General features: G+C 46.2%; 16 protein-coding genes. All 16 read right to left on the reverse strand.

Annotated elements, in window-relative coordinates:
- Positions 1 to 261 precede the first annotated feature (261 nt).
- Positions 262 to 2,847 carry a Fe/S-dependent 2-methylisocitrate dehydratase AcnD gene (gene acnD / locus H595_RS0104785; protein ID WP_027670173.1) on the reverse strand — a complete coding sequence of 862 codons (2,586 nt, stop codon included), beginning with the start codon at positions 2,845 to 2,847 and terminating at the stop codon, positions 262 to 264.
- Positions 2,848 to 3,239: 392 nt separating this feature from the next.
- Entirely contained in the window at positions 3,240 to 4,370 is a 1,131-nt protein-coding gene (gene prpC, locus H595_RS0104795; RefSeq protein WP_027670174.1) for a bifunctional 2-methylcitrate synthase/citrate synthase, read from the reverse strand.
- Between the two features lie 34 nt (positions 4,371 to 4,404).
- Positions 4,405 to 5,289 carry a methylisocitrate lyase gene (gene prpB, locus H595_RS0104800; RefSeq protein WP_027670175.1) on the reverse strand — a complete coding sequence of 295 codons (885 nt, stop codon included), beginning with the start codon at positions 5,287 to 5,289 and terminating at the stop codon, positions 4,405 to 4,407.
- Position 5,290: 1 nt separating this feature from the next.
- Positions 5,291 to 5,974: a GntR family transcriptional regulator gene (locus tag H595_RS0104805; protein ID WP_027670176.1), complete on the reverse strand. Its 684-nt coding sequence runs from the start codon at positions 5,972 to 5,974 to the stop codon at positions 5,291 to 5,293.
- Positions 5,975 to 6,527: 553 nt separating this feature from the next.
- Positions 6,528 to 7,310 carry a TatD family hydrolase gene (locus H595_RS0104810; protein ID WP_027670177.1) on the reverse strand — a complete coding sequence of 261 codons (783 nt, stop codon included), beginning with the start codon at positions 7,308 to 7,310 and terminating at the stop codon, positions 6,528 to 6,530.
- A 15-nt stretch (positions 7,311 to 7,325) separates the two neighbouring features.
- Positions 7,326 to 7,652 (reverse strand): PilZ domain-containing protein, encoded by a 327-nt coding sequence (locus tag H595_RS0104815; RefSeq protein WP_027670178.1) that lies wholly within the window; start codon positions 7,650 to 7,652, stop codon positions 7,326 to 7,328.
- 12 nt (positions 7,653 to 7,664) lie between these two features.
- Complete coding sequence (gene holB / locus H595_RS0104820) at positions 7,665 to 8,558, reverse strand: DNA polymerase III subunit delta' (protein ID WP_027670179.1); 894 nt, start codon at positions 8,556 to 8,558, stop codon at positions 7,665 to 7,667.
- A gap of 1 nt (position 8,559) precedes the next feature.
- Positions 8,560 to 9,189 carry a dTMP kinase gene (tmk, locus tag H595_RS0104825; protein WP_027670180.1) on the reverse strand — a complete coding sequence of 210 codons (630 nt, stop codon included), beginning with the start codon at positions 9,187 to 9,189 and terminating at the stop codon, positions 8,560 to 8,562.
- Complete coding sequence (gene mltG / locus H595_RS0104830) at positions 9,186 to 10,196, reverse strand: endolytic transglycosylase MltG (protein ID WP_027670181.1); 1,011 nt, start codon at positions 10,194 to 10,196, stop codon at positions 9,186 to 9,188. Before mltG ends, tmk begins: the two co-directional genes overlap by 4 nt.
- Positions 10,190 to 10,945: an aminodeoxychorismate lyase gene (gene pabC, locus H595_RS0104835; protein ID WP_027670182.1), complete on the reverse strand. Its 756-nt coding sequence runs from the start codon at positions 10,943 to 10,945 to the stop codon at positions 10,190 to 10,192. Before pabC ends, mltG begins: the two co-directional genes overlap by 7 nt.
- Before the next feature lie 119 nt (positions 10,946 to 11,064).
- On the reverse strand, positions 11,065 to 12,303 hold the full coding sequence (gene fabF / locus H595_RS0104840; protein ID WP_027670183.1) for a beta-ketoacyl-ACP synthase II: 1,239 nt from the start codon (positions 12,301 to 12,303) through the stop codon (positions 11,065 to 11,067).
- Between the two features lie 94 nt (positions 12,304 to 12,397).
- Complete coding sequence (gene acpP / locus H595_RS0104845) at positions 12,398 to 12,634, reverse strand: acyl carrier protein (RefSeq protein WP_027670184.1); 237 nt, start codon at positions 12,632 to 12,634, stop codon at positions 12,398 to 12,400.
- Positions 12,635 to 12,771: 137 nt separating this feature from the next.
- Positions 12,772 to 13,518, reverse strand: coding sequence for a 3-oxoacyl-ACP reductase FabG (fabG, locus tag H595_RS0104850; RefSeq protein WP_027670185.1), 747 nt, complete (start codon positions 13,516 to 13,518; stop codon positions 12,772 to 12,774).
- A 9-nt stretch (positions 13,519 to 13,527) separates the two neighbouring features.
- Positions 13,528 to 14,460 carry an ACP S-malonyltransferase gene (gene fabD / locus H595_RS0104855; RefSeq protein ID WP_027670186.1) on the reverse strand — a complete coding sequence of 311 codons (933 nt, stop codon included), beginning with the start codon at positions 14,458 to 14,460 and terminating at the stop codon, positions 13,528 to 13,530.
- 57 nt (positions 14,461 to 14,517) lie between these two features.
- Positions 14,518 to 15,477, reverse strand: a complete 960-nt coding sequence (locus H595_RS0104860; RefSeq protein ID WP_027670187.1) for a beta-ketoacyl-ACP synthase III — start codon at positions 15,475 to 15,477, stop codon at positions 14,518 to 14,520.
- A gap of 6 nt (positions 15,478 to 15,483) precedes the next feature.
- On the reverse strand, positions 15,484 to 16,524 hold the full coding sequence (gene plsX, locus H595_RS0104865) for a phosphate acyltransferase PlsX (RefSeq protein WP_027670188.1): 1,041 nt from the start codon (positions 16,522 to 16,524) through the stop codon (positions 15,484 to 15,486).
- Positions 16,525 to 16,526 lie beyond the last annotated feature (2 nt).

Here is a 16,526-nt window from a genome sequence, read left to right on the forward strand (position 1 = left end):
GTGGAGTACGAGTCGACAACCCTGTTTGGCTCGTCGCAGCAACTCGCTCGCGTTTGCACGCTCGCTCAGACACTCTGCGCCGACAAAACAGGGTATCGACTCTTCTTGCTTGAACCAAACGCTCTACTTGCGAAGATTAGAACCTCTGAAATGTTGTCACAGAGTGTCTGAGCCCTGCCGAAGGCATAAGGGCGAGTTGCTGTGACAAGCAGTTCAGAGCGTTGTAATCACAGCAATTACTGCATACTTTTGATACAACAGTTAAACAGTACCCTGCAAAAAGTCCTGCGCAAAACGCTGCAACACACCACCGGCTTCGTAAATAGACACCTCTTCGGCGGTATCTAACCGGCAGGTTACCGGCACGTTCAAGCTTTCGCCGTTACTGCGGTGTATTACCAACGTTAAGGTCGCGCGCGGTGTGCGCTCCCCTACAACATCGTAGGTTTCAGTGCCATCCAGGCCCAGCGTAATACGGGTAGTGCCCGGCTGAAACTCCAGCGGCAGCACGCCCATACCAATTAAGTTGGTACGGTGAATACGCTCAAAACCTTCTGCAGCAATAGCTTCAACACCGGCTAATCGCACGCCTTTGGCGGCCCAATCGCGTGACGAGCCTTGGCCGTAATCGGCACCAGCGACAATAATCAGCGGCTGCTTACGCTGCATATAGGTTTCAATGGCTTCCCACATGCGGGTAACCTTACCCTCTGGTTCTATCCGTGCTAACGAGCCCTGCTTAACCTTGCCATCAACAATGGCCATTTCGTTAATCAACTTAGGGTTAGCAAAGGTTGCGCGCTGCGCGGTAAGGTGATCCCCCCGGTGCGTGGCGTACGAGTTAAAATCTTCTTCTGGCAAGCCCATTTTGTGCAAGTATTCACCCGCTGCGCTGTCTAACATAATCGCGTTTGACGGAGATAAATGGTCGGTAGTAATGTTGTCTGGCAACAGTGCCAGCGGGCGCATACCTTTTAATGGCCGCTCACCTGCTAGTGCCCCTTCCCAATAAGGTGGGCGACGAATATACGTACTTTGTGGCCGCCAGTCATACAACGGTGTAACCTTGTCACCGTAGTCCACTTCAACGGCAAACATAGGCTCGTAAACTTTACGGAACTGCTCTGGTTTAACACTGGCTTTTACTACCGCATCAATTTCAGCATCGCTTGGCCAAATGTCTTTTAACGTAATGGCTTTGCCATCAAAGTAACCCAGCACGTCTTTTTCAATATCAAACCTAATGCTACCAGCAATGGCGTACGCTACCACTAACGCGGGTGACGCTAAAAACGCCTGTTTAGCATAAGGGTGAATACGACCATCAAAGTTTCGGTTACCCGATAATACGGCCGTAGCGTATAAATCACGCTCTATCACTTCTTGCTGAATTTTCGGATCCAGTGCGCCACTCATGCCATTACAGGTGGTACAGGCAAAACCGACAATACCAAAACCCAACTGCTCCAGCTCATTTAGTAAATGACCTTCTTCTAAATACAGTTGCACGGCTTTAGAGCCAGGTGCCAATGAGGTTTTCACCCAAGGCTTACGCGTTAACCCCAGTTTATTAGCATTTCGTGCTAACAAGCCAGCTGCAATAACATTACGTGGATTAGAGGTATTGGTACAGCTGGTAATAGCGGCAATAATGACCGCGCCATCCGGCATTTTGCCTTCTTCAACGTCATACTTAGCGGCGATGCCTTTAGCGGTTAAATCGCTGGTAGACAAACGCGCGTGCGGGTTAGACGGCCCGGCCATAGTGCGGCCAACGCTAGACAAATCAAACGTTAACACCCGCTCGTACTCGGCCGTTTTTAAACTGTCGCTCCAAAGGCCAGCAGTTTTGGCATAGGTTTCTACCAATTTAACTTGTTCAGGCTCGCGACCGGTTAGGGTTAAATAATCCAGCGTTTGCTGATCAATACTAAACATGGCTGCTGTGGCACCATATTCTGGCGTCATGTTAGAAATAGTTGCCCGGTCACCCAAACTTAAACTGTCGGCACCTTCGCCATAAAATTCTAAATAACTGGAGACTACTTTTTGTTTGCGCAAAAACTCGGTTAACGCCAATACAATGTCGGTAGCCATAATACCAGGCTGCGCTTTACCGGTTAGCTGTACGCCAATAATATCTGGTAACCGCATCCAGCTGGCACGGCCCAGCATTACGCTTTCGGCTTCTAAACCGCCCACACCTATGGCAATAACGCCTAACGCATCAACATGCGGCGTATGGCTGTCCGTGCCCACTAAGGTATCCGGAAAGGCGACACCATCTTTGGCGTGAATAACCGGCGACATCCGCTCTAAATTAATCTGGTGCATAATGCCGTTACCCGGCGGTATGACATCAACGTTTTTGAAGGCTTTTTTGGTCCAGTTAATAAAGTGGAAGCGATCGTCGTTGCGTCGGTCTTCAATTGCGCGGTTTTTATCAAACGCGTTAGCTTCAAAGCCAGCGTGCTCTACCGCTAATGAGTGATCAACAATTAACTGGGTAGGCACCACCGGGTTAACTTTGGCCGGATCGCCACCTTTTTCGGCAATGGCGTCGCGCAAACCCGCTAAGTCTACCAGTGCGGTTTGGCCTAAAATGTCGTGACACACCACGCGGGCCGGAAACCACGGAAAGTCTAATTCACGCTTGCGATAAATAAACTGTTTTAGTGCCTCGGTTAGCATAGCAGGATCGCAGCGGCGCACTAAGTTTTCGGCATGCACACGCGAGGTATAAGGCAGTTTAGCGTATGCGCCGGGTTCTATTGCATCTACCGCGGCCTGGGTGTCGAAGTAATCCAGGTTAGTGCCGGGCAGTTTTTTACGGTATTGGCTGTTCATTGTAATTACCTGTTTGTCTTGGTTATAACCAGACTAAGGCTTAACGCTCAAACCCGCTTGACCACGCCAACACGCCGTAAACCCATCCCTGGGGGCTCGTCTCAGCCCGTCCGGGGCTTCAACGGTTGGCTTAGATCAAGCCGATTTGGCTTTATCACCTGAAGCTGAACTGTCTATTTGTCTGCAGCAATGTGAGGTTGGAACCCCGCTAGCGCAGCCACAGAGTGTCTGAGTCCTGCCGTAGGCATGGGCGACAAATTCGTCTGGAACGAATTTGAACAGCCTTCGGCTGGCCTATGGCGCAGGACAGGAAAGTCCTGCGTAATTGCTGTGGCGAGCATGGCGGGTGTTGCAACCGATCAGTTGCAATTCCCCTCAACGTTGCTGTTCTTTTAACCGCGAGCGGCTATCGGCTTCACGTTACGTGGCTCTACGCCAACGTAGTCAGCACTTGGCCGGATAATACGGTTATCTGCACGCTGCTCCATAACATGCGCTGCCCAACCACTTAAGCGGCTACAAACAAAAATCGGTGTAAACAGCTTCGTTGGAATACCCATATAGTTATAGGCAGACGCATGGAAGAAATCGGCATTACAAAACAATTTTTTCTCGCGCCACATCACCGCCTCACAGCGCACAGATACATCATACAGTTTAGTATCACCGTTAGCGTTGGCTAGCTTTTCAGACCACTCTTTAATAACGGCATTGCGTGGATCAGACTCAGCATAAACAGCATGACCAAAGCCCATAATTTTTTCTTTACGCGCCAACATGCCCAGCAGTTTTTGCTCGGCATCGTCGGCGTTATCCATCTTTTCAATTAATTCCATCGCCGCTTCGTTGGCACCACCGTGCAACGGGCCACGCAATGAACCAATTGCGCCGGTAATACACGAGTGCATATCACTGAGTGTTGAAGCACATACGCGAGCGGTAAAAGTAGAAGCATTAAACTCATGCTCTGCATACAATATTAGCGACGCCTGCATCACTTCTGTATGTAATGCCTGCGGCTTTTCACCGTGCAAGGTCCACAAAAATTGCTCAGCGATAGAGTCTGCAGCGGTTTCTACATCTATACGCTTGCCATGATGGCTGTAGTTATACCAATAGTTTACTAAGCCCGGAAAAATCGCCAGCATGCGATCTGTAGCGTCTTGTTGCTCGGCAAAGCTTTGCTCTGTTTCCAAATTCCCCAGCATAGAACAGCCGGTGCGCATTACATCCATAGGGTGTGCGCTGGCCGGAATGCGCTCAAGCACATCTTTTAACGCCTGAGGCAGGCTGCGCAAGCTTTTAAGCTTTGTTTTATAAGCGGATAACTCGGTAGCTGTTGGCAGCTCCCCTTTTAGTATCAGGTGCGCTACTTCTTCAAAATCGCACTTGGCCGCTAAATCTTTTACGTCATAACCACGGTAGGTTAAACCTGAGCCTGTTTTACCTACGGTTGAGAGTGCGGTTTTACCTGCTACCTGGCCGCGTAAGCCGGCGCCCGTTAACTGTTTTGCGTTTGCCATTGTTTCGTCCCCATTTCTTTAATCTGTTGAATGCTTATTTCGTCTTGCTGCTAAACAGCTGATCCAATTTTTCTTCGAAGCTGTGATAATTTAAAAAGTCGTAAAGTTCAGCCCGTGTTTGCATGCTGTCAACTACAGCTTTCTGATCGCCATTAGCCAAGATTGACTGATATACATTTAGCGCGGCCTTGTTCATTGCACGAAACGCGCTTAACGGATACAACACCATCGCAACACCAACAGCAGCTAATTCGGCTTTGTTAAACAGTGGCGTTTGGCCAAACTCTGTAATATTGGCCAGTACAGGTACCTTTAATACGTTAGTAAAAGCTTTGTATTGATCCAAGGTATGCACCGCTTCAGCAAAAATGGCATCGGCACCGGCATCCTGACAAGCAATAGCACGTTCAATAGCAGCCTCTACACCCTGCTGCGCTAGCGCATCAGTACGCGCCATAATAAAGAAACTTTCATCGGTGCGAGCATCCACACTGGCTTTTACCCGGTCGACCATTTCTTCTAAGCTAACAATTTCTTTATTTGGCCGATGGCCACAACGCTTTTGCGCTACCTGATCTTCAATATGAAAACCAGCCGCACCTGCGCGGGTCATTTCTTTTACTGTGCGGGAAATATTAAACGCCCCACCCCAGCCTGTGTCGGCATCAACCAAAAGCGGTACACTAGAAGCTGCAGTAATGCGGCGAATGTCTTCACATACATCGTTTAACGATGTCATTCCAAGATCGGGTAAGCCAAAAGAGGCATTGGCCACACCAGCACCGGATAAATATAGCGCCTGATGTCCAGTACGCTCAGCCATCATAGCGGTGTAAGCATTTATAGTGCCGACGATTTGCAGCGGTTGATTCGCGGTAATCGCAGCGCGAAACTTTTGTCCGGCGGTTAGTGTGCTCATGTTAGCTCCCCGTTTGTTCAAGTTGTTTTTCAATATTGCGCCGTGATGCCGCGATATGTCGGCGCATCAGTAAATCGGCAAGTTCACCATCGCGGTTAGCAATGGCATTAAGAATAGCTTTATGTTCGTCAAATGCCCGCGAAACGCGCGGTCCGTTCATCCCCAACTGTACCCGGTACATTCGAACCAGGTAATACAACTCGTCACATAAAATATTAATCAGATAATCATTTTTACTACCCAAAATGACACGGTAATGAAAATCCAAATCACCGGCTTCCTGATAATAGCTTTCCCCTTCACGCACGCGCTGCGTTGATAAATGTTGATCTAATAGTTGACGTAACTCGGCGATTTCACTATCGGCCATATGTTCAGCCGCCAAACGGCAGGCTAAGCCTTCAAGCGTTTCCCTTAATTGATAAAGCGATAACAACCCTTTTGTCGACAATTTCACGACCCGGGCACCCGCATTAGGAATACGTTCAATGAGGTGACAGCGCTCCAACCGGGCTAAGGCCTCGCGCAATGGCGCCCGACTTAAATCAAATTGCTTTGCTAGCTCAGGTTCACTTATTTTACTGCCTGCAGTAATTTCACCTGCGACTATGGCACGCTGAATTTCCAGAAGTACTCTATCAGCAGCAGTAATTGGCAATCGAAGCGATGGATGTTGAATTAGCATAGATTGTCGACATAAAAATAATATTAGTCAGTTTTAAAGCGTTTTATTAACTTAGTCAAGTGATATACTGTCAACATTGTCGACAATTAGACTAAAGTGTGTGTAATCATCTTTACAGTAATAGTGGGATTACTTGTGCCCTTCGTCACAACGGATTGGATTTCAGTAAACTTTTTTTAGACTTTTTAATTATTAAACAGGCTCTACTAATAGCTTGGTGTATTAAATAAAGCTCGCGACTATAGTGCACCTAAAAAAGGAGCAACGCAGTAATGTTGCCTGTTTGATGAGGAAAACTGGGGATAAGTTGAGGATAAGCTGGGTGCAAAAACAGAATTTGTTTCTTAGATCATCAACATCTGGCACTTGATAATAACGGGCAAAAATCTACATGTTAACTAAACTGAATCTTACCTTAACTCATATTGTAAGTTAGTTGAATTCTCTCCCAGCAGTTGAAACAGTAGCGCACGGCTCATTCCCTATGAGCCATTCCCCTAGGCCCGGAACAATGCGGATTGGTTCCGGGCTACTTTTACCTAAGGTTATGAAATTAATTAGTTTTTTTAATATGGCTAAACAAGTTGTAAAAATTAGCCGTGGTGACTTCTGCCAGCTTATCAACACTGATTCCTTTTACTTCAGCTATCGCATCAGCGACGGCAGTCACATAAGCAGGCTGATTAGTTTTACCTCTAAAAGGCACTGGTGCCAAATAAGGAGAATCGGTTTCTATTAATAGCCGATCAAGTGGAAGCTTTTTAACAACGTCTCGCAACTCAGCCGCATTACGAAATGTCATAATGCCAGAAATAGAGATGTAAAAGCCTAAGTCTAGTGCGGCTTTAGCCATTTCTATACTTTCGGTAAAACAATGCAATACCCCACCGCAGTTTTCAGCCTGATGACTGCGCATTAATGCCAAAGTGTCAGAGCGCGCGTCACGGGTATGAATAATAAGTGGTTTTTTAACCTGATTAGCAACCTGTATGTGGCTAACAAAAGCCGCTTGCTGGTTTAATTTAGCCTCTGGCGCGTAAAAATAGTCTAACCCGGTTTCACCTACTGCGACGACCTGCTGCAAACTGCATTTCTCTAACAACAGCGCAACATCAACATTATCTTGCTGATGTAACGGATGCTCACCGCATGATATAGACACGTTAGAAAACGAAGCAACACTCTGCGCCATTTGCTCAAACTCGGCTAAGCTAACACAAACACACAGCATGTGTTGTACCTGATTAGCCTTTGCTTGTGCAATGACTTGTGGCAACGTTAAGCCTAATTTATCGAGTTCTAACCGGTCCAGATGACAATGCGAATCTACAAACAACGTAATACTCTCAATTTAAATGGTATGTGTCGGATCGGCACCATTAAGCATGCCGCCTAGGAGCTTTTCTATTTGCGCGCCAAGTTGTGATTTATCATCAATAAAGCTGATGCCAACTCCCGCTGGACTTGAGCTTTGTGAGCCATGGGGAGTGACCCAAGCCACTTTCCCCGTTACAACCTGTGCTTCAAGTGCATCAGGTAAGGTAACACTCAACGCTAATGACTGGCCCATTTTGTATTGCCTGGGAGTCCTTACAAATAAGCCCCCACTTTTTAAAAATGGCATATAACTGCGATATAAATCTTTTAAATCATTAAAGCCTATGGTTAGCTCTTCCATCACGGATCCCTTTTAACCTTGCAGCCGTTTTAACTCTGTTAAAAATGCACTAAGTGCCAGCTGCTTATTTTGCCCTAAAATTTGAGCGTCGTCACGGCACCAGCGGCTATATAACTGATGAATTGCCAGTATTCGCTGTGATTGCTGCGCTATTAAAGCGGGTAACAACTGTTGGCGTAAATACCAACCAAAAATTTGAGTAAGCCCGCTAATACTATCCAACTGTTTGACACAATCGTTTAATGACAGCTGATGACTGAAAAACTGCGACAGACTAATAATAGTAACCTGTAGTTGGTCGGCTTCACCAGACTCTAATAGTTGTAATGCTTTTAACGGCCCACCTGCGGTGTATGTAAGTAAAAAATCGGGCACCGGCCGGTTTGTTTGTTGCGACAACCAGTGTTTAGCGTCGTCACTGAAGTCTGCCGGCAAAGCCCATTGCTGACAACGACTTAGCAATGTGGCAGGTAAACTTTTGGCATTGGCGCTACATAAAAGTAAGAAGCTATCTTGCGGCGGTTCTTCCAATGTTTTTAGCAGTGCGTTTGCCGCCGCTTCGGTAAGTTTATCGGCTTCAGCCAGTAATACAACTTTATGAGGCTGGTGCTGTGCGCGGCCATACATAAACTGGCTCAGTTGACGGATAGCGTCAACCCCGATGCTAGTGCAGGAACAATCAACTATAAGCAGGTCTGAGTGGCTTCCAGCGCCCCGCAACAAACAACTTTTGCACTGACCGCAAGGTACAACTGTGGCTGTACATAATAACGCATCGGTCAACCAATTAGCCAACATCTGCTTGCCTATCCCACTAGGCCCGGTAAACAAAATGCCGTGTGCCAACTGCTTATTAGCTAACAACTGACGCAATTGTTGTTGGTACGGCACTAACCAGGGTGCCATGTTACGCTCCTAATGCTTGCTGCAGGGCTAGGGTAAGACTTTTTTCAACTTGCTCGATTGATTGACTTGCATCTATAACCACAACATTGGGCTCTGAACGGGCGATATACAAATATTTCTCGCGGGTACGCTGAAAAAACGTCAGTTGCTCTTGTTCTATGCGATCTAATTCACCCCGAACACGAGCTCGCTCTAAACCTATAGCAGGGTCAATATCCAGATACAAAGTAAGATTTGGCTTTAAATCGCCCAGAACTGCAACGCGAAGTTGATTAATAAAATGCTCATCCAGCTGACGCCCACCGCCCTGATAGGCTCTTGATGACATGTCATGCCTGTCTGCCAGCACCCATTTTCCACTGGCTAATGCTGGTTTAATCACGTTCAGAACCAATTGCATGCGTGCAGCATACATCAGCAACAACTCGGTTTGCGGTGCAATAATTTCGTCAGTTTGCACCTGCTTTACTAAGCCACGTAAACTTTCCGCTAAAGGCGTACCGCCAGGCTCACGCGTGCAAACAATATCATGGCCCAATTGAAGTAAAAACTGTTTAACATGCGCTATGGCAGTGCTTTTTCCGGCTCCTTCCAGGCCTTCAACCACAATAAATTTAGACTTTGCACTCATTGTTTTGATCCTAAAATATACTTTTTCACTGCGTTGTTATGTTGCTCTAGCGTAGATGAAAACTGATGTGTGCCATCTCCCTTGGAGACAAAATAGTATAGATCTGTCTGCGCTGGTTGCGCTGCAGCCTGCAAAGATGCACGCCCCACTAAACTGATGGGACCCGGCGGCAAACCACGATGGCGATAAGTATTATAAAGATGTGGATTTGCCAGATCGGCCCGAGTAATATTGCCGTTGAAGTTTTCCAAGCCATATATCACGGTAGGATCGGTTTGCAATCGCATATTCTTATGTAACCGGTTAATAAAAACCGACGCCACAACATTTTTCTCTGGGGGATAACTGCTTTCTTTCTCAATAATAGATGCTAACACCAGTAACTGATACCGATTGTAAAGCGGTAAATCGCCCTGGCGTTGCAGCCAGGCTTGTTCTAATTCAGTAAGTAATGCGTTTTGTGCACGGATTACCAGTTCACTGGCTTTACTGTTCGCGGTGTAATAGTAGGTATCGGGGTAAAGTAGTGCTTCAGCATTTGTTGGTGAAGGCCCCCATTCAGCGGGCCATTGCAACAACTGCAGAACCTGATGCGCGGCTTGAATATCGTGTTGTAAATATTCAGCCTGATTTAACCGATTTAAACTTTGTGCCAAGGTTTCACCTTCAATAAATGTTAGTGAAAACTGCGCCTCTTTACCACTTCGAAATAATGCCAGTACCTGTAGTAAAGTCTGCTCGGTACTAATACGGTATACACCTTGTTGCACAAAGGCCTCTGCAGGGTGTAATTTCAGATACACTTTCAACAACAAACATTGCTCTGAGCTTAGCAGTTGCTGCTGTTGCCATTGTTTGCATAACAAAGCAGCTGAACTCCCCGCAACGACAGGATACAATTGAGTAGGCAACAACAAAGGAATTTGCTGAACGTAGCGTACTGTGGCGTAATAACCCGCCCCCAATAACAATGCCAATAGTACGAAAATTTTTAATGGTTTTAGCATACAACCTGCTGCAATTGCTGAACGGGCAACAACGATAACGTTTGACATTCAAATTGGCGTATTGGCACTATGCCCATTAACGCGTTACAAATAAACATGGCTTCAACTGACGACAGTACATTATGTTTCCAGTCGACTTCTGTGACATTAATTTGCTGCATAATATGCTGACGCATAACACCGTTTACCCCAGCGCGTGACAGCGTTGGGCTATGCCACTGATTATCTTTGTAAAAGAAGATATTTGCCGCCGTCGCTTCTGTAACATACCCAAGCTGATCCAATACCAAAAGCTCATCTGCATCAGATTGCGCCAATTCCTGCTTTAACAATACCTGCTCTAACCGGTTATTATGCTTTAATCCAGCTAACATGGGCTGTACAGCAAGTTGCAATGAAGCAGTACGTAGAATCAAACCGTTACGCTGCAAACCGCTGTAATCTGGTAGAGCGCTGCTACTGATATAAACCCTGGGACTGTCGATGCCCTGACAAGCATAGCCCCGCCCTCCCTCACCACGTGAAATGAGTACTTTAACAACCTGCTGAGCACTACTGATGGCGGCCTCTGCCTGAAATTGCAGCTGTGGCCAGTCAATATCGCCAAAACCCAAGCGGGATGCACCAAATTGTAAACGCTGCAAATGCAGCTCCCACAACATGAGTTTTCCATCACGTACTTGTATCGTGGTGAAGATACCATCACCGTAATTAAAGCTGCGATCCTGTGGATGTATAACCGCTTGCACACCTGTTTCCGGATAATAAGAGTTGGCGGCAGTATGCCTTAAAATGCAGATAAAACAAAGGCTGCACTTGGGCAGCCTTTGTTTAAAGAACAGCAGAATATATCTACTAAAACAGTTAGCTATACCCGTTTAAACAGGATAGAACCGTTAGTACCACCAAAGCCAAACGAGTTACAAAGAGCGTAATCCATCTTAACCTGACGAGATTCAAACGGTACATAGTCTAAATTACAGCCCACATCAGGGTTGTCCAGGTTAATGGTTGGCGTAACAACGTTATCATGCAATGACAATACCGTGATAATGGACTCAACCGAACCGGCAGCACCAAGTAAATGGCCAATCATCGATTTAGACGAACTCACCATCACTTTGTCTACATTGCTGGCAAATACCGATTTAATCGCCATTGTTTCAGCTATATCACCGGCGGGTGTAGAAGTACCATGCGCGTTAATATAAGCCACTTGCTCTGCATTAATCTGGGCATCGTTTAACGCATTACGCATCGAAGCTGCAGCACCGGCACCGTTTTCTGGCGGTGACGTCATGTGATAAGCATCACCACTCATACCAAAGCCAACCAGTTCGGCATAAATTTTTGCACCGCGAGCCTTGGCGTGTTCATATTCTTCCAACACCATGACACCAGCACCATCGCCAAGTACAAAACCATCGCGGTCTTTATCCCATGGCCGACTGGCTTGTTGTGGCGATTCATTGCGGGTAGACAAGGCACGGGCAGCACCAAAGCCTCCCATACCCAACGGGGTTGACGCTTTCTCTGCACCACCAGCCACCATTACGTCTGCATCGCCGTAACTAATCATCCGCGCAGCATGACCAATATTGTGCACGCCTGTGGTACAAGCTGTAACGATACTTATATTTGGCCCTTGCAGGCCCAGAATAATAGACAATTGGCCGGCAATCATATTAATGATGGTAGATGGTACGAAAAACGGTGATAGCCGCTTAGGTCCACTGTTTATCAGCTTGGTGTGGTTTTCTTCAATTAAGCCTAAGCCACCAATACCAGAACCAATAGCAGCTCCTATACGTGGTGCATTTTGCTCAGTAACTTCGATGCCTGAATCTCTAAATGCCTGAATACCGGCAGCGACGCCATATTGAATAAACAGATCCATTTTTTTCGCCTCTTTAGCTGAAAAAAATGGTTCCACATCAAAATTTTTGACCAATCCAGCAAATTTGGTAGTGTAAGCACTGGTATCGAAGTGTTCGATCAGTGAAATACCACTTTTACCCTGCTGTAAACCTTGCCAGCTTGAGGCTACATCATTACCCAGCGGCGTAAGCATGCCTAAACCGGTAACTACAACACGACGTTTTGCCACAACACCCTCCGCCATGGAAAATACTTCTATCGTAAAACGAAAACGGGTAGCCTAGCTACCCGTTCTGCAAGCAGTGAGCTTACTCTGCGTGTGCTTACTCTGCGTGTGCTTTGATGTAATCAATAGCAGACTGAACAGTCGTAATTTTTTCAGCTTCTTCGTCTGGAATTTCAGTATCAAACTCTTCTTCCAGTGCCATTACCAGCTCAACAGTGTCAAGTGAATCCGCACCTAAATCATCAACAAAAGACGCTTCATTTTTTACTTCGTCTTCTTTAACGCCCAGTTGCTCAATAATGATTTTCTTAACGCGATCTTCGATGTTGCTCATCTTTTCTTCCTTTTTCTCATATAAATCGCAACAATTCGTGCAATTTTGTGTTGCGCTAGTTTATGCGTAAGCTTTCAGGGTTGCAAGTAATCAAAACAGCATTTTATGCTGGTCAAACCTGCTTATTTATCCCCAGCTTACACCATATACATACCGCCGTTTACGTGAATCGTTTCACCGGTAATGTAAGCTGCATGGGTAGACGCCAAAAACGCTACCGTTGCCGCAATTTCTTCTGGCTGGCCTAAACGATTAGCTGGCACTTGGCCGAAAATCGCTTCTTTTTGTTCATCTGACAACTCTTTTGTCATGTCAGTATCAATAAAACCTGGCGCTATAGCATTGACGGTAATACCACGTGATGCCACTTCTTTTGCCAGTGATTTAGTAAAACCCAAAACGCCGGCTTTTGCTGCAGCATAATTAGTTTGCCCCGCATTGCCCATAGAGCCTACCACTGAACCAATACTAATAATGCGACCAAAACGTTTTTTCATCATACTGCGCATTACGGCTTTACTAAGGCGAAACACCGATGTCAGGTTGGTTTGCATTATGTCAAACCACTCGTCATCTTTCATCCGCATTAATAAATTATCACGCGTAATGCCAGCATTATTAACCAAAATATCAATATCGCCAAACTGGTTTTTAATCTGGGCTAAACACTGCTCAATTGATTCAGTGTCACCGACATTTAACACCAGACCACAACCTTTGTCACCTAAATAACTGCTAATGGCATCAGCACCTTTTTCTGAGGTTGCTGTACCAACAACCTTTGCGCCCAGCGCAGCAAGTTGTTCAGCAATTGCTCGGCCAATACCGCGACTTGCACCAGTAACTAATGCAACCTTGCCATCCAGTGAAATAAAATTCGTCATGCTCAACCCTTATTCTGCAGCCAGTGCGGCGTGAAGTGATGCAACATCGCCAATTGAAGCAACGGTGACGTTTTTGTCGATCCGCTTTATTAGTCCACTTAATACTTTACCTGCGCCAAGTTCAAGTACTTGTGTAACGCCTTGTGCAGCTAACCATTCAATTGTTTCTGTCCAGCGAACCGGACTGTGTAACTGCCGTATCAGAGCCTCTTTTATTGCCGATGCATCAGTCTCAATTGCAACATCAACATTATTCACTACCGGTATGACAGCATTGTTAAACTGAAGTGCCGCCAGATCAGCAGCTAATTTTTCCGCAGCAGGACGCATTAAGGCGCAGTGTGATGGCACACTAACAGGTAAAGGTAAGGCGCGCTTAGCTCCGGCGGCTTTACACAGTTCACCTGCGCGTTCAACAGCTGCTTTATGGCCAGCAATAACGACCTGACCTGGCGAGTTATAATTCACCGGCGATACCACTTCACCTAGTGCAGCTTCAATACAGGCTTTCGCAATAGCCGCATCATCCAAACCAATAATCGCTGACATGGCACCAACACCTGCAGGAACAGCTTGTTGCATGTAATGCCCACGTTTTTCAACCAGCATTACGGCATCAGCCAAGGATATCACCCCAGCACAGACTAACGCCGAGTATTCACCTAAGGAGTGACCGGCAAAATACGCTGGTGCAGTACCATGGCGTTGTTGCCATAAACGCCAAACAGCAACAGATGCCGTTAACAATGCAGGCTGAGTACGGTGAGTTTCGTTTAAACTGGCCTCAGGGCCATTAGCAACTAACTCCCATAAATCATAGCCAAGCGCCTCAGACGCTTCTGTAAATGTATCTTTAACGATATCAAATTGCTGATGTAACTCAGCCAGCATTCCGACTGACTGAGAGCCCTGTCCCGGAAATACTATTGCTAATGTCGTCATTATTGTGTCCTAAAATTAACTTATGCTAAACATTTATCCGAACTGACGGTAATGTAATTAATAGCGAACCAGCGCAGAAGCCCAGGCAAAACCACCACCAAAGGCTTCGAGAAGTAATGTCTGACCACGTTTTATCCGGCCATCACGAATAGCTTCGTCCAGCGCGGTTGGGACTGTGGCTGCAGAAGTATTACCATAGCGGTCTAAATTAATGACCACTTGTTCCATTGACATATCGAGCTTACGCGCCACCGCCGAAATAATTCGTAAATTTGCCTGATGTGGTACCAGCCAATCAATATCAGATTTATTCATATTGTTTGCCGCCAGCGTTTGCTCAACGACTTCAGACAGTTTAGTTACGGCAACTTTAAATACGTCATTGCCTTTCATTGAACCCCATGACTGATGAACAGATTGCTCATTACCGCGTATTGGGTTATCAACGTAAAGTAATTCAGAATATTTGCCGTCGGCATGAATATGGGTTGATAAAATACCCGGTTGTTCTGATGCTTCAATGAGTACAGCACCAGCAGCATCACCGAATAAAATCACCATACTGCGATCTTCGGGGCTTACTAAGCGAGATAAACAATCTGAACCAATCACCAAAATTCGTTTGGCAATACCAGTTTTAATATACTGGTCGGCAACACTGAGTCCATAACAAAAGCCCGCGCAGGCGGCGGCAATGTCAAATGCTGGAATGGCTGGAATTTCCAGTTCACGCTGTATCTCACAGGCAGAACTAGGTAAGGAGCGCGAGCCGCTGGTTGTAGCACAAATAATCATATCGATGCTATTTTTATCAATACCTGAGGCTTCTATAGCTTTCAATGCAGCCTGCGCGCCCATCGTTGCAACACTTTCGTTGTCAGCGATAATACGACGCTCTTTAATTCCTGTACGTTCTATAATCCATTCATCGGTGGTTTCAACCATAGATTCTAAATCGGCGTTACTGCGAACTTGCGACGGGAAATAACTCCCGGTACCTATAATGCGTGAATACATGAGGACCTACGCTTTATCAATTAATACGTGTTCCAACCGGTCTTTAATTTTTGCGGGAACCTGACGTTCAACTTCGCGTACTGCTTGCCGGATGGCACTGAGAAATGCCTCTTTAGTCGCATTTCCATGACTTTTCACTACAATTCCGCGCAATCCTATCAGACTTGCGCCGTTATAGTGGTCGGGGTTCACGCCCTGATAAAGGTTTTTTATAAAAGGTTTGATTAGCCAGCCTATTAATTGCGCAGTGGCCCGCTCTTTAATACTGGATTCAAAACGTCGCAGAATGAGTTTTGCTACACCTTCACAGGTTTTTAACGCAACATTTCCCACAAAACCATCACAAACGATGACATCAGCTTTGCCTGTAAAAATGTCATTCCCTTCGATATAGCCAATGTAATTAATTTCTGCGCAATCAGCTAATAGCATCGCCGCACGCTTTATCTGATCGGAGCCTTTAATTTCTTCTTCACCGACATTCAGCAGCGCAACTTTAGGCTTACTAATACCGATAACCTCTTCGGCCATCACCGAACCCATAACGGCAAACTGAAATAAGGTGTCGGCGTCACAATTAACCGTTGCACCTAAATCCAGCATATAAACCGGGTTGCCTTCAATGGCAGGTAAGGCACTGATCAGTGCAGGACGGTCAACACCATTTAACATTTTCAAGACAAAATGCGCCATAGCGATAAGTGCACCGGTATTGCCAGCGCTAACACAAGCTTGTACGTCACCTTTATCCACTAGATCCAACGCCGCACGCATAGATGAGTCACGCTTAGAACGCAGTGCTACCGCAGGTTTTTCAGCCATGGAAACAACCTGGCAGCTATGACGCAAAGTTAACTGAGGATGAGGAAATACGCCATGAAGCTTCAACTGCTCGGTAAGCAGCGCTTCGTCACCGCATAATATTAAATGGAGATCAGGGAATTCGCAGATCGCAGCCAAAGCGGCTGGAATACTAGAATGGGGGCCGTGATCGCCCCCCATCATGTCTAAAGCTAAGGTTAGCTTTAGCGGCTGCACAGAGTGCATCC

The sequence above is a fragment of the Rheinheimera baltica DSM 14885 genome (genome assembly GCF_000425345.1).
Taxonomy (GTDB): domain Bacteria; phylum Pseudomonadota; class Gammaproteobacteria; order Enterobacterales; family Alteromonadaceae; genus Alishewanella; species Alishewanella baltica.

Excerpts from the sequence above, each read along its gene's own strand:
- acnD (WP_027670173.1), bottom strand. The coding sequence starts at position 2,847 with ATGAACAGCCAATACCGTAAAAAACTGCCCGGCACTAACCTGGATTAC.
- prpC (WP_027670174.1), bottom strand. The coding sequence starts at position 4,370 with ATGGCAAACGCAAAACAGTTAACGGGCGCCGGCTTACGCGGCCAGGTA.
- prpB (WP_027670175.1), bottom strand. The coding sequence starts at position 5,289 with ATGAGCACACTAACCGCCGGACAAAAGTTTCGCGCTGCGATTACCGCG.
- H595_RS0104805 (WP_027670176.1), bottom strand. The coding sequence starts at position 5,974 with ATGCTAATTCAACATCCATCGCTTCGATTGCCAATTACTGCTGCTGAT.
- H595_RS0104815 (WP_027670178.1), bottom strand. The coding sequence starts at position 7,652 with ATGGAAGAGCTAACCATAGGCTTTAATGATTTAAAAGATTTATATCGC.
- holB (WP_027670179.1), bottom strand. The coding sequence starts at position 8,558 with ATGGCACCCTGGTTAGTGCCGTACCAACAACAATTGCGTCAGTTGTTA.
- tmk (WP_027670180.1), bottom strand. The coding sequence starts at position 9,189 with ATGAGTGCAAAGTCTAAATTTATTGTGGTTGAAGGCCTGGAAGGAGCC.
- mltG (WP_027670181.1), bottom strand. The coding sequence starts at position 10,196 with ATGCTAAAACCATTAAAAATTTTCGTACTATTGGCATTGTTATTGGGG.
- acpP (WP_027670184.1), bottom strand. The coding sequence starts at position 12,634 with ATGAGCAACATCGAAGATCGCGTTAAGAAAATCATTATTGAGCAACTG.
- fabG (WP_027670185.1), bottom strand. The coding sequence starts at position 13,518 with ATGACGAATTTTATTTCACTGGATGGCAAGGTTGCATTAGTTACTGGT.
- fabD (WP_027670186.1), bottom strand. The coding sequence starts at position 14,460 with ATGACGACATTAGCAATAGTATTTCCGGGACAGGGCTCTCAGTCAGTC.
- H595_RS0104860 (WP_027670187.1), bottom strand. The coding sequence starts at position 15,477 with ATGTATTCACGCATTATAGGTACCGGGAGTTATTTCCCGTCGCAAGTT.
- plsX (WP_027670188.1), bottom strand. The coding sequence starts at position 16,524 with ATGCACTCTGTGCAGCCGCTAAAGCTAACCTTAGCTTTAGACATGATG.